The 12,963-nt window shown below is 70.1% G+C and carries 13 protein-coding genes; 6 read left to right on the plus strand and 7 right to left on the minus strand.

Annotation, left to right across the window (positions count from 1 at the left end; genetic code table 11):
- The first annotated feature begins 192 nt into the window (after positions 1-192).
- Both ftsH and folE read left to right on the plus strand, forming a co-directional pair.
- Positions 193-2,229, plus strand: coding sequence for an ATP-dependent zinc metalloprotease FtsH (gene ftsH / locus ACFTXQ_RS09910; RefSeq protein ID WP_382637822.1), 2,037 nt, complete (start codon positions 193-195; stop codon positions 2,227-2,229).
- 97 nt (positions 2,230-2,326) lie between these two features.
- Positions 2,327-2,935, plus strand: a complete 609-nt coding sequence (gene folE, locus ACFTXQ_RS09915; protein WP_382637825.1) for a GTP cyclohydrolase I FolE — start codon at positions 2,327-2,329, stop codon at positions 2,933-2,935.
- Between the two features lie 136 nt (positions 2,936-3,071).
- Here the strand turns inward: folE and ACFTXQ_RS09920 are convergent, their stop codons facing one another.
- From ACFTXQ_RS09920 to ACFTXQ_RS09945, 6 genes are all read right to left on the minus strand, one after another.
- Positions 3,072-3,557 (minus strand): DUF3180 domain-containing protein, encoded by a 486-nt coding sequence (locus ACFTXQ_RS09920; protein WP_382637828.1) that lies wholly within the window; start codon positions 3,555-3,557, stop codon positions 3,072-3,074.
- Between the two features lie 49 nt (positions 3,558-3,606).
- The gene (folK, locus tag ACFTXQ_RS09925; RefSeq protein WP_382637830.1) at positions 3,607-4,215 is read right to left on the minus strand and encodes a 2-amino-4-hydroxy-6-hydroxymethyldihydropteridine diphosphokinase; all 609 of its coding nucleotides are present in this window, start codon (positions 4,213-4,215) and stop codon (positions 3,607-3,609) included.
- Positions 4,212-4,571, minus strand: a complete 360-nt coding sequence (gene folB / locus ACFTXQ_RS09930; RefSeq protein WP_360894955.1) for a dihydroneopterin aldolase — start codon at positions 4,569-4,571, stop codon at positions 4,212-4,214. Before folB ends, folK begins: the two co-directional genes overlap by 4 nt.
- A 131-nt stretch (positions 4,572-4,702) precedes the next feature.
- Positions 4,703-5,146, minus strand: a complete 444-nt coding sequence (locus ACFTXQ_RS09935) for a nuclear transport factor 2 family protein (RefSeq protein ID WP_382637832.1) — start codon at positions 5,144-5,146, stop codon at positions 4,703-4,705.
- Positions 5,147-5,171: 25 nt separating this feature from the next.
- Positions 5,172-6,044, minus strand: a complete 873-nt coding sequence (gene folP, locus ACFTXQ_RS09940) for a dihydropteroate synthase (RefSeq protein ID WP_382637835.1) — start codon at positions 6,042-6,044, stop codon at positions 5,172-5,174.
- Positions 6,045-6,193: 149 nt separating this feature from the next.
- Positions 6,194-8,047 (minus strand): phosphatidylglycerol lysyltransferase domain-containing protein, encoded by a 1,854-nt coding sequence (locus tag ACFTXQ_RS09945; RefSeq protein WP_382637838.1) that lies wholly within the window; start codon positions 8,045-8,047, stop codon positions 6,194-6,196.
- Between the two features lie 155 nt (positions 8,048-8,202).
- On the opposite strand from ACFTXQ_RS09945, the gene ACFTXQ_RS09950 reads away from it, so the two are divergent.
- Positions 8,203-9,312, plus strand: coding sequence for an alpha/beta hydrolase-fold protein (locus ACFTXQ_RS09950; RefSeq protein ID WP_382637841.1), 1,110 nt, complete (start codon positions 8,203-8,205; stop codon positions 9,310-9,312).
- Between the two features lie 58 nt (positions 9,313-9,370).
- On the opposite strand, the gene ACFTXQ_RS09955 is transcribed toward ACFTXQ_RS09950, so the two are convergent.
- On the minus strand, positions 9,371-10,339 hold the full coding sequence (locus ACFTXQ_RS09955) for an ABC transporter ATP-binding protein (RefSeq protein WP_382637843.1): 969 nt from the start codon (positions 10,337-10,339) through the stop codon (positions 9,371-9,373).
- Between the two features lie 154 nt (positions 10,340-10,493).
- On the opposite strand from ACFTXQ_RS09955, the gene ACFTXQ_RS09960 reads away from it, so the two are divergent.
- From ACFTXQ_RS09960 to ACFTXQ_RS09970, 3 genes are all read left to right on the plus strand, one after another.
- Positions 10,494-11,186: an ABC transporter permease gene (locus tag ACFTXQ_RS09960; RefSeq protein ID WP_382637845.1), complete on the plus strand. Its 693-nt coding sequence runs from the start codon at positions 10,494-10,496 to the stop codon at positions 11,184-11,186.
- A 7-nt stretch (positions 11,187-11,193) separates the two neighbouring features.
- Positions 11,194-11,862: an ABC transporter permease gene (locus ACFTXQ_RS09965; protein ID WP_382637955.1), complete on the plus strand. Its 669-nt coding sequence runs from the start codon at positions 11,194-11,196 to the stop codon at positions 11,860-11,862.
- A 96-nt stretch (positions 11,863-11,958) separates the two neighbouring features.
- Positions 11,959-12,948, plus strand: coding sequence for an ABC transporter substrate-binding protein (locus ACFTXQ_RS09970; RefSeq protein WP_382637847.1), 990 nt, complete (start codon positions 11,959-11,961; stop codon positions 12,946-12,948).
- Positions 12,949-12,963 lie beyond the last annotated feature (15 nt).

Raw genomic sequence — 12,963 nt, forward strand, 5'->3', positions numbered from 1 at the left:
CCCCGGGTACTCCGGTGAACGCCCGGGGAACCTGGGGGCGATTCCCGCCGTTGGAGCAGGGGAAAGCGGGTCTGTCAGCCGTCCCACGAGGCCGCGGGTGACAATACAGGGGTACATTCCGAAGAACAGTCTTTACTCACAGCAGCATTTACCTACGGGCAGGAGGGACGGGGTGCCTGGCGCCCCGTATGGATGGACGTGAAGCGATACTTCCGTGGGCCGGTCATGTGGATCGTGCTGGCCGTCCTCGCCGTGGTCGTGTTGATGAATGTCGTCGGCTCCGGCGGCGGCTACAAGTCGGTGGACACCAGCGAGGTCATCAAGGCGATCAACAGTGGCCAGGTGGAGACAGCCAAGCTGACCACCGGTGACAGCCAGCTGATCAAGATCGAGCTGAGCCAAGGCCAGAAGCTCGGCAAGCACGACGGCACCAAGTTCCAGGCCAACTACATCGGGGACCAGGGCGTCCAGATCGCCCAGAACCTCCAGACCAAGGTCGAAGCCGGTCAGATCCCGGACGGATACTCCGTCACTCCGGACAAGACCAGCCCGTTCCTGAGCGTGCTGCTCTCGCTCCTGCCCTTCGTCCTCATCGTCGTTGTCTTCCTGTTCCTGATGAACCAGATGCAGGGCGGCGGCTCCCGGGTCATGAACTTCGGGAAGTCCAAGGCCAAGCTCATCACCAAGGACACCCCGAAGACGACGTTCGCCGATGTCGCGGGCTCGGACGAGGCCGTCGAGGAACTCCACGAGATCAAGGAGTTCCTCCAGGAGCCGGCGAAGTTCCAGGCCGTCGGCGCCAAGATCCCCAAGGGCGTGCTGCTCTACGGCCCGCCCGGCACCGGCAAGACCCTGCTCGCGCGCGCCGTCGCGGGCGAGGCCGGTGTCCCCTTCTACTCGATCTCCGGTTCCGACTTCGTCGAGATGTTCGTCGGTGTCGGTGCCTCGCGTGTCCGCGACCTGTTCGAACAGGCCAAGGCCAACGCCCCGGCGATCGTCTTCGTCGACGAGATCGACGCCGTCGGCCGGCACCGCGGTGCGGGCCTCGGCGGCGGTCACGACGAGCGCGAGCAGACCCTCAACCAGCTGCTCGTCGAGATGGACGGCTTCGACGTGAAGGGCGGCGTCATCCTGATCGCCGCCACGAACCGCCCGGACATCCTCGACCCGGCGCTCCTGCGCCCCGGCCGCTTCGACCGGCAGATCGCCGTCGACCGTCCGGACATGCAGGGCCGTCTGGAGATCCTCAAGGTCCACCAGAAGGGCAAGCCGGTCGCTCCGGACGTCGACCTCTCGGCCGTCGCCCGCCGCACCCCCGGCTTCACCGGTGCCGATCTCTCCAACGTCCTGAACGAGGCGGCCCTGCTGACCGCCCGCTCGGACAAGAAGCTGATCGACAACCACATGCTGGACGAGGCGATCGACCGCGTGGTGGCGGGCCCGCAGAAGCGGACCCGGATCATGTCGGACCGGGAAAAGAAGATCACCGCGTACCACGAGGGCGGCCACGCCCTGGTCGCGGCGGCTTCCCCGAACTCCGACCCGGTCCACAAGATCACGATCCTGTCCCGCGGCCGGGCCCTGGGCTACACCATGGTCCTGCCCGACGAGGACAAGTACTCGACCACGCGCAACGAGATGCTCGACCAGCTGGCGTACATGCTGGGCGGGCGCGCGGCCGAGGAGCTGGTCTTCCACGACCCGACCACGGGCGCGGCGAACGACATCGAGAAGGCCACGGCGACGGCCCGCGCGATGGTCACCCAGTACGGCATGACCGAGCGCCTCGGCGCGATCAAGTTCGGCGGCGACAACACCGAGCCGTTCCTGGGACGCGAGATGTCGCACCCGCGGGACTACTCGGAAGAGGTCGCGGCGCTGGTCGACGAAGAGGTCAAGAAGCTCATCGAGACCGCGCACAACGAGGCGTGGGAGATCCTGGTCGAGAACCGCGACGTCCTGGACAACCTGGTCCTCGCGCTGCTCGAGAAGGAGACGCTGGGCAAGGAGGAGATCGCCGAGATCTTCTCGACGATCGTCAAGCGCCCGGCCCGCCCCGCGTGGACCGGCTCCTCCCGCCGCACCCCCTCCACCCGTCCGCCGGTGCTCTCTCCCAAGGAGCTCCAGCTGACGAACGCGGCGAACGGCACGTCGGCGGCCGCCGCCGTCGCGCCGGTCTCCACGGAGAAGGGCATCGAGGTGGCCCCGGAGGACCGCCCCGAAGCCTGATCCACCCGGAATGGAAGCCGCGCCCCCCAGGTTCTAGCCTTGGGGGGCGCGGCACTTTTACGTGCCCGTGAGTGGTGCACACAGGAACGAGGATGAGATGACCGACCCAGTGACCCTGACCGGTGGCGAGGGCACGATCGGCGAGTTCGACGAGAAGCGCGCCGAGGCGGCGGTCCGCGAGCTCCTGATCGCGGTCGGCGAGGACCCGGACCGCGAGGGCCTCCTGGAGACGCCGGCGCGCGTGGCGCGGGCGTACCGGGAGATCCTGGCCGGTCTGTGGCAGAAGCCCGAGGACGTCCTGACGACGGTGTTCGACCTGGGGCACGACGAGCTGGTCCTGGTGAAGGACATCGAAATCGTAAGCCTGTGCGAGCATCACCTGTTGCCGTTCCACGGTGTCGCGCACGTCGGCTACATCCCTTCGGAGAACGGCAAGATCACCGGCCTGTCGAAGCTGGCGCGCCTCGTGGACGTCTACGCCCGCCGACCGCAGGTGCAGGAACGTCTCACGACGCAGATAGCGGACTCCCTGATGGAGATCCTCGACGCGCGCGGCGCCATCGTCGTGGTCGAGGCCGAGCACATGTGCATGTCGGTCCGAGGCATCCGCAAGCCGGGCGCCAAGACCACCACGTCCGCGGTCCGCGGCCAGCTCCGCGCCACGGCCACCCGAGCCGAGGCGATGAGCCTCATCATGGCGCGCTAGCCGGATTGTCAGTGCCGTTCGCTACGGTCCCCCTCCGTGACTTCACAGAGGGGGACCGATGCTTTGGGGTCTACCGACGTGGCGACGCGCGGGACTTCCTGGTGAACGGGCATCTGGTCCGCACGCCGTGGGAGACCTAGGCGGTGACGTGGGCCTTGTCGGGGTCGTCGTCCTCCGGGAGCTTCAGGACGTGTTCCAGGAAGAGGGCGGCGGCGATGACGGCCGCGCCCGCCAGGACCGAGAAGCCGGCGTACCAGGTCTGGTCGCGGCGGGCGGGGACGTCGAGGGAGTCCATCAGCAGGAAGACGCCCACGCCGCCGTAGGCGCCCGCGACCAGGGCCGCCACCAGGGCGCTGGCCTGGCCGAAGACCACCGCGCGGGCCGCCATCAGCGGCTCCACGCCCTTGGCACCCGGCCGGCGCTCGCGCTGGGCCTTGAGACGGGCCCGCATGGACAGGGCCGTCGCGAAGAGGATCACCGCGATCACGGCCAGCACGATCGGGGCGGCGAGCGGGACGCCCGGCAGGGTCCCGTAGGCGTTCCACAGCCGGGCGCCCGCCCAGGACAGGACCCCGGCGACGGCGAAGATACCCGCCAGGACCGCCGGCCTCAGTTGCTTCACTTGCCCGTTCCCCACTCTCAGCGACTCGCAGTGAACAGGCTACTAACGACTACTCGGGGAGCCGGAGTTCCAGGTCCGGGCGCGGCGTCACTCCGGAGAGGCCGATTCCGGCCAGGAGGGCGGCGACGGGGCCGTGGCCCGGGAGCTGGGCCTCCGGGTCGATGTCGTGCCAGGGGGCCAGCACGAAGGCGCGCTGGTGGGCCCGCGGGTGCGGGAGGGTGAGGACGGGGTCGTCGGAGACCACGTCGGCGTACGCGACGATGTCGACGTCGATCGTGCGCGGGCCCCAGCGCTCCTCGCGGACGCGGTCGAAGGCCTCTTCGATGGCGTGGCCGCGCTCCAGGAGCGAGGACGGGGGCAGGGTGGTCTTCACCGAGACGACCGCGTTGAAGTACGCGGGCTGCGAGCCGGGCTCGACGCCCCACGGCTCGGTCTCGTAGACGGGGGAGACGGCCTTGACCCGCAGGCCGGGGGTGTCGCCGAGGGCGTCGATGGCGCCCTGGAGGGTCTCCAGCCGGTTGCCGAGGTTCGCGCCGAGCGCGATGACGGCCCATTTGGGGTTGGAGAGGGTGGTGTCCGCGGCGTCGACGGTCTCGACGACCGATGCGGGTACCGGCTGCACGGTGGGGTCGCTCTGTGCGTTCAGTCCGTTGTTCATGCGCGGCTCCGGGTGATCGTGATGGTCACGTCGTCGAAGGGGACGGTGATGGGCGCGTCCGGCTTGTGGACGACGACCTCCACCTGCGCCACCGCTTCGTGCTTGAGGCAGCGCTGGGCGATCCGCTCGGCGAGGGTCTCGATCAGGTCCACGGGCTCGCCCTGGACCACGTCGACGACCTCCTCGGCGACGACCCCGTAGTGCACGGTCTTCGCCAGGTCGTCTCCGGCCGCCGCGGGGCGGGTGTCGAGGTGCAGCACGAGGTCGACGATGAAGGTCTGGCCTTCCTCGCGCTCCCGGGGGAAGACGCCGTGGTGCCCGCGAGCCTTGAGGCCGCGCAGCGCGACTCGATCCACGCGAATCACTCCTGCTTTCGTAGGTGCTTCCGGTCCGGGACTCCCCGAAACCATGGGCGTATGCCGAGTGCGGTCGGCGTCGTCCGTCTTCGAATTTACCTGCGAAATACTCCGGACCCCGCCGGAGGGGGTCAGGCGGTGTCCTCTTCGTCCTCTTCGTCGGACTCGGTGAGGACCGGAGAACCGTGGTGGGACCACAGTCGCCAGCCCTCGGGTGTGCGTCGGAACACATTCGTGGCGACGACCAGCTGGCCGACGAGCGGGCCGAGCTCCCCGCCGTCCTCGGCGGGTCCGCCGCTGAGGATGTTCTCGGTGCACGTCACCAGTGCGGTGTCGCCTATGACGGCGACCTTGGTGTCGGTGAGGAAGAACTGGATGTAGTCCGTGTGGGACATGATCAGGGCGTACGAGCGCAGCACCTCGCCGCGGCCGGTGAGCACGGGCCAGCCGGGGTGCACGCAGGAGATCTCGTCATCGAGCCAGAGCGCCGACAGTGCGTCGAAGTCCCCCCGCTCCATGGCCTCGTAGAAGGCCGTGTTGACCTCTTCGACCGCTTCGATGTCGGTTCTGCTCACCTGGCTCCTTCTTGGTCCGTAGGGGTCACAGCGCTCCTTCCACGGCGCGGGCCACCCGAACCGCGTCGGCGGTCGCCCGTACCTCGTGGACCCGTACGGCCCAGGCGCCCTGGTGGGCGGCGATGGCGGAGACGGCGGCGGTGGCGGCGTCGCGCTCGCGGGCGGGCGGCGGGGTGGTGTCGGCCGCGCCGGCCAGGACCCGGCCGAGGAAACGCTTCCGCGACGCGGCGACCAGCAGCGGGAAGCCGAGGGCGCGCAGCTCGGGCAGGTGCGCCACGAGGGCCAGGTCGTGCTCGGCGTTCTTGGCGAAGCCGAGGCCGGGGTCGACGACGAGCCGCTCGGGGGCGATGCCGCCGGAGACGACCGCGTCGATGCGGGTCCGCAGTTCGGCGGTGACCTCGGCGAGGACGTCCTCGTAGACGGCGAGGCGGTTCATGGTGTCGCTGAAGCCGCGCCAGTGCATGACCACGAAGGGGACTTCGGCGGCGGCGACTGCCGGGATCATCTCGGGGTCGGCGAGGCCGCCGCTGACGTCGTTGACGAGGGTCGCGCCGGCCGCGACGGCCTGGGCGGCGACGGCCGCGCGCATGGTGTCGACGGAGACGGTGACGCCTTCGGAGGCCAGGCCGCGGACGACGGGGACGACGCGGCGCAGCTCTTCCTCGGCGTCGACGCGGGGGGCGCCGGGGCGGGTGGACTCGCCGCCGACGTCGACGAGGTCGGCGCCCTGGGCGACGAGGTCGAGGCCGCGCTTGACGGCGGCGGTGGTGTCGAACCAGCGGCCGCCGTCGGAGAAGGAGTCGGGTGTGACGTTGACGACGCCCATGACCGCGCAGCGGTCCCACTCGGGCAGACCTGTCACCAGGCCCCTGGGGGCCGGTCCGCGGTTGGTGTTCATGGGATCAGGGTAGAGCCCTTGCCCTCGCCGGGCGGTTGCGGCGCCGTTGCCGGGGCTCCGCCCCGGACCCCGCGCCTCAAACGCCGGCGGGGCTGGAATTGCCGCTGCGCGGCAACCCAGCCCCGCCGGGCGTGGTCAGGGGGCGGCGGTCAGGCCGCCTGGACCTCGCGTTCCGCCTGGGTCGGGATCTTGGCGCCGGAGTGGTTGTGGGCGCAGGTGCGGACCGGCCTGGGGCGGCGGCGGCTGGCGAACAGGCGCGGGAGGGCCAGCGTCACGAAGCCCTCGGCCTGCATGGCGGCGAAGCCGATGCGGGGCAGGTCGCGGGTGGTGCGGAAGACGACGAAGCGGGGCTCCCAGCGGGGGCGGAACTTCGCGTTGAACTTGTAGAGGGACTCGATCTGGAACCAGCGGGACAGGAAGACCAGCAGGCCCCGCCACATCCGCAGCACCGGTCCGGCGCCGATCTTCTCGCCGCGGGCGAGGGCCGAGCGGAACATCGCGAAGTTGAGGGAGACCTTCTCGATCTTCAGGGCGGGGGCGGCCTCCAGGGAGGCGACGATCAGCAGCTCGTTCATGCCCGGGTCGGCGGCGCGGTCGCGGCGCATGAGCTCCAGCGACATGCCGTCGGCGCCCCACGGGACGAAGTGGAGGACTGCCTTCAGGTCGCCGAAGGGGCTGGTGTCGCCCTCTTCCACGCGGTGGGCGGTGGCGATGAAGCAGTCGCCGTCGCCCGGGTCGCCGACGCGGCCCAGCGCCATGGAGAAGCCGCGCTCGGTGTCGGTGCCGCGCCATGCGTCGGCGGCGCCGCGCACCTGCTCCAGCTCCTCCTCGGTCAGCTCGCTGACCCGGCGGACCTTGGTGGTGTAGCCGTTGCGCTCGATGCGCTTCACCATCTGGCGGACGTTGCGCATGGCACGGCCCGAGAGGGAGAAGTCTTTGACATCGACAATCGCCTCGTCACCCAGCTCCAGCGCGTCGAGGCCGGTCTCGCGGGTCCAGACCTCGCCGCCAGTCTCGCTGCAGCCCATGACGGCCGGGGTCCAGGAGTGGGCCTTGGCCTCCTCCATGAACCGCTCGATGGCGCCGGGCCAGGCCTCGACGTCGCCGACGGGGTCGCCGGAGGCGAGCATCACGCCGGAGACGACGCGGTAGGTGACGGCGGCCTTGCCGCTGGGGGAGAACACGACGGCCTTGTCGCGGCGGAGCGCGAAGTGGCCCAGCGAGTCGCGGCCGCCGTGCTTGGCGAGCAGCTCGCGCAGCTTGGCCTCGTCGTCGGCGGTGAGCCGGGCGGCCGGGTGCTCGGGGCGGAACGCCAGGTAGATGGTGGTGAGGGCGGTCAGCATGCCGAGGGCGCCGAGGGAGTAGCCGACGGTCCAGGAGACCCGGCCGGCGTAGTCGACGGGGCCCTCGACGCCGAAGAGGCCCTTGACCACGTGGGTGAGCTGGTCGGACAGACTGGGGTTGCCGACGACCTTGCCGGGGTGGACGTTGACGATGACCAGGCCCAGGCTGATGGAGCCGGCGCTCATCAGGACGAAGTTCGCGAGCGCCTTCCAGCGGCTGCGCGGGTCGGGCAGCGCCTTGAATTCACCCTGGTGGCGCAGCAGCAGGGCGAAGAGGACCGCCGCGATGATGACGCCGATGACGGAGTGCCGGTACGCGAACTGCGCGGCGGCTCCCGCGGGGAGCAGGAGGACGGCGGCCCGCCAGGCGCGCCGCTTGTGCCGCTTGAGGCCGTGCGCCAGCAGCAGGAGCAGGACGCCCGAGCTGATGGCGAGGGCGGCGGCGAACGGCCCGACGGAGCCGGGCAGCACCTCGGTGACCGCGTGGATCCGGCTGTGCCGGAACCGGGGGAAGACCCCGGCCGCGATGTCCAGAAGGCCGACGATCGTGACGGCCGTACCTACCAGGCCGGGCACGGTCTCCGGTCGTGGTCCGCGGAGGATTCGGCGGACCCGCTTCGGAACCTGTCCGGACTTATCGCCATCTATCCTGCTAGACATCGCTTCCCGTTGCTCCGCGAGAGATCATGTGGCCGGAAGGCCGCGACAGCCTCCGGTGTGTGGTGCGTCCCTTAGGACGACATCGAGGAGGAGCGGGTTCACTCTTCCGTCGGAAAAAAAACTAGTCCTGCCATCAGAAAGTCGACTGACTGCTCATGGGTCTCACCAGTAATACGGTCCTGGCGCTGGCCATCATCGCCGGTGTGCTGCTGTTCGCGGCAACGATCTGGTTCTGGCCGAAGCTCTCCGGCCGCACCTGGCGGGCGGTGACCGGCCGGATCGGCCTCCTGCTGGCGACCCAGCTGGCGCTGTTCTCCGCCGTTGGTCTCGCAGCCAACAAGTCGTTCCTCTTCTACGGTTCCTGGGCCGACCTGTTCGGGCAGGAGACGTCCATGGGCAAGGTCGTCGACCACTCGATGAGCAGCAAGGACATCAAGATCGTCGACAAGCAGAAGCTGGACGTTCCCGGCGGTGCCAAGCCGCAGGTCGGCGGTCAGATCCTGAAGGTTGCCATAACGGGGCAGAAGTCGAAGATAACGAGTCCCGGCTACGTGTGGCTCCCGCCGGAGTACTTCCAGCCGCAGCACAAGGACCAGAACTTTCCGGCGTCCATCGTCCTGACGGGGTACCCGGGCACCGCCGAGAACCTGATCAAAGGCCTCGACTACCCCATGAAGGCCTTCAGCCTGTCCAAGGCGGGCAAGATGAAGCCGATGATCCTGGTCATGCTGCGCCCGACCGTGGCGCCCCCGCGTGACACCGAGTGCGTGGATATACCCGGCGGACCGCAGACCGAGACCTTCTTCGGCCAGGACCTGCCGCAGGCCATCCAGGACACCTTCCGGGTCGGCAAGAAGCCGCAGAACATGGGCTTCATCGGCAACTCCACGGGCGGCTACTGCGCCCTGAAGATCGCCGCGCACTACCCGCAGACCTTCGGCGCCGCCGCGGGTCTGTCCGCGTACTACGAGGCTCCGGACGACCCGACGACCGGTGACCTGTTCCACGGCGACGACAAGCTGAAGAAGCGCGCGGACGTCCTGCACAGCATCGAGAACAAGAAGCCGACCGGTACGTCCTTCCTGGTCACCAGCAGCGAGAAGGGCGAGCCGAACCTCGGCGACACCAAGAAGTTCATCAAGCTGGTCAAGGGCCCGGACCGGGTCTCCTCGATCATCCTCGACAGCGGCGGCCACAACTTCAACACGTGGCGCCGCGAGATCCCGCCGATGCTGGTGTGGATGAGCGGCCGCATCCAGGCCTGAGGCCGGGGTGCACAGGCGGAAGGGCCCGACTCCGGTCGGGCCCTTCCGCCGTTTCGCGCTACGCCTCCTGCAACTGGGCCCGGCGCAGTGCCCGGTGGACGCCCTCCGGGGTCAGTACGCCGATCAGTTCGCCGGAGTCCGGGTCCGTGACGCCGATCCGGCCCGAGTCCTCCTGGAGCAGGGCGGCGAGGGCCTCGCGCAGCGTCGCGCCCAGCTCCACCGACGCCGCCGGGGCGGGGGCCCCGTCGGCCGCCGCCGTGAGGTCGGCCGCCTCCACGGGGGTGACCGCGAGCCGCTTGAGCCCCCGGTCGGCGCCGACGAAGGAGGCCACGTACGGGGTGGCGGGTGCTCCGAGGACCGCGGCCGGGGCGGCGAACTGCTCGATGGTGCCCGCCCCGTAGACGGCGATGCGGTCGCCGAGCCGGATCGCCTCCTCCAGGTCGTGCGTGACCAGCAGGATCGTTTTGCGGACCGTTTTCTGGAGGGTCAGGAACTCGTTCTGGAGGCGTTCGCGCACCACCGGGTCCACGGCGCCGAACGGCTCGTCCATCAGCAGCACCGGCGGATCGGCGGCGAGCGCGCGGGCCACGCCGACGCGCTGGCGCTGCCCGCCCGACAGCTGCTCCGGGTAGCGGCCGCCGTACACGGCCGGGTCCAGGCCGACCAGTTCGAGCAGTTCGGCCGCCCGCGCGCGGGCCTTGGCCTTCGGGGTGCCGAGCAGCTGCGGCACGGTCGCCGTGTTCTCCAGCACCGTCTTGTGGGGGAAGAGCCCGACCTGCTGGATGACGTAGCCGATCCGGCGGCGCAGCTCGACCGGGTCGGCCGCGGCGATGTCCTCGCCGGCGAGCAGGATGCGGCCGGAGGTCGGCTCGATCAGCCGGTTGACCATCTTCATCGTGGTCGTCTTGCCGCAGCCCGAGGGGCCCACGAGCGTGACCAGCTCGCCCTCGGCGACCTCGAAGGACAGGTCCTCGACGGCCGTCGTCCCGTCGGGGTAGCGCTTGGTCACATGCTCGAATCGGATCACATCCCCATCCTCGCCCACCGTTGTGCCCGATTCGGCGAAGACTTTGTCAGATGTGTGTTGCGCGCCTGTGAAGGGTTCCGGCCATTGTCGGTGCCGGGGGTTATGGTCGCCTTGAGGTCTTGGGACGTGCGTTCGGTGACGGGGGGTGAGGAGCATGGCCGGGCAGGGCTGCCTGGTGGCGAACGACTGGATCTGCTGGGAGTACGTCTCCTCGCGCGCCCAGGAGCTCACCGACGCCACCCTCGAACACGTCTGGATCACCGGAGCGTCCGTCCTCATCGGTATCGCCGTGTCCGTGCCGCTCGCGCTGCTGGCCCGCCGCGGCCGGCGCTGGGCGGCGCCCGTGCTCGCCTTCACCACGCTGCTCTACACGATCCCCTCGCTCGCCATGTTCTCCCTGCTGCTGCCGCTGTTCGGGCTCTCGGCGGCGCTGGTGGTGACCGGCCTGGTGCTCTATTCGCTGACCATCCTGGTCCGCAATGTGATCGCGGGCCTGGAAGCCGTCCCCGAGGAGGTGCGGGAGGCCGCGCGCGGCATGGGCTACGGCCCGGGCCGGCTGCTCTGGCAGGTCGAACTGCCGCTGGCGCTGCCCGCGCTGCTCGCCGGGGTCCGGATCGCGACCGTGTCGACCGTCGCGCTGACCACCGTCGGCTCCATCGTCGGCAAGGGCGGCCTCGGCAACCTCATCGCCCCCGCCGTGAACAGCTCCTTCAAGGCCCAGGTGCTCACCGCCTCGGTGCTGTGCGTGCTGCTCGCGCTCGTGGCCGACCTGCTGCTGCTCGGCGTGCAGCGGCTGCTGACGCCGTGGACGCGGGCCGGCCGCCGGCCCGCCGGCAAGGAGGCCTGACGTGGCGGTGGGTGTGGCGGGGGACGCCTGGGACTGGCTGGCGAACGGCGCCAACTGGTCGGGGGAGAGCGGGGTCTGGCACCGGCTCGGCGAGCACGTCTACGTCAGCGGGATCGCCCTCGCGATCGCCTGCGCCGTCGCCCTGCCCGTCGGCCTGTTCCTCGGCCACCTCGGCAAGGGCGGCGCCCTCGCCGTCAACATCTCCAACATCGGCCGGGCCGTGCCGGTCTTCGCGGTGCTGGCGCTGTTCATGGTCTCCCCGCTGCGCAACGCGGGCTATCTGCCGACCGTCGCCGCGCTGGTGCTGTTCGCCATCCCGCCGCTGCTGACCAACGCCTACGTGGGCATGCGCGAGGTGGACCGCTCGGTGGTGGAGGCCGCCCGGGGCATGGGCATGTCCGGCGGCCAGTTGTTCTTCCGGGTCGAACTGCCGCTCGCGCGCGGGCTGGTGATGACCGGGCTGCGTTCGGGCGCCGTGCAGGTCATCGCCACGGCCACGATCGCGGCGATGGTCGGGCAGGGCGGCCTCGGCCGGATCATCACCGCCGGCTTCAACACGTACAACACGGCCCAGGTCGTCGCGGGCGCCCTGCTGGTGGCGGCGCTGGCCCTGCTGGTGGAGGGCGTCCTGGTGGCGGCGGACCGGCTGCTGCCGGGGGCCGCGACGGGCCGCTGATCCGTGCCGACCCCTTCGCCGAGCCGCCCCGCTCGTCCCGCTCGTCCCGCCCGTCCCGCTCGTTCTGCTTTTCCTCGCCTCGAACGGAGTACCTCCATGACCAAGACCACGCGCGTCCTCGGCGCGTCCCTGGGCACCCTGGCCCTGACGGTGTCGCTGGCCGCGTGCGGCGGCGACAGCCTGGAGAAGAGCAAGGACGGCGGCTCGTCCTCCTCGGCCGCCCCGGCCTCGGGCGGCGCCAAGGGCAGCCTGGTGATCGGCGCCGCCGGGTTCACCGAGTCCAACGTGCTGGCCGAGCTGTACGCGCAGCTCCTCAAGGACGCCGGCTACAGCACGTCGATCAAGACGGTCAACAACCGCGAGCTGTACGAGCCCTCGCTGGAGAAGGGCGAGATCGACGTGGTCCCGGAGTACGCGGCCACGCTCGCAGAGTTCCTCAACGCCAAGGTGAACGGCCCGAAGGCGCCCGAGGAGAAGCCGGTCGCGTCGAGCGACGTCGCGGCGACGGTGGCCGGGCTGGAGAAGCTCGCGGCCCCGCTCGGCCTCAAGGCGCTGCCGGCGGGTGAGGCCGTCGATCAGAACGCCTTCGCGGTGACCAAGGAATTCGCCCAGAAGAACAATCTCAAGTCCCTTTCCGATCTTGGAAAGTCGGGCCTGAAGGTGAAGATCGCGGCGGGCGACGAATGCGCCGTCCGCCCCTTCTGCGGGCCCGGGTTGACGAAGACGTACGGAATCCAGGTTTCCGGTATTGACCCGAAGGGCGTCGGCACCCCGCAGGCCAAGCAGGCGGTCAAGGACGGCGCGGACCAGCTGGTGCTGACCACGACCACGGACGCCACGCTGGACGCCTTCGGCCTGGTCCTGCTGGAGGACGACAAGAAGCTCCAGAACGCCGACAACGTGCTTCCCGTGGTCAACGCCAAGGACGCGGGCACCCCGGAGGTCGCGGCGGCGCTCGACAAGCTGACGAAGGTGCTCACGACGGCCGACCTGGTCGACCTGAACCGGAAGGTGGACGCGGAGCGCGCCAAGCCGGCGGACGTCGCGAAGGCCTACCTGGAATCCAAGGGCCTGTTGAAGAAGTAGCAGTTACGGGGTTGA

Source organism: Streptomyces sp. NPDC057010 (assembly GCF_042673805.1).
GTDB lineage: Bacteria > Actinomycetota > Actinomycetes > Streptomycetales > Streptomycetaceae > Streptomyces.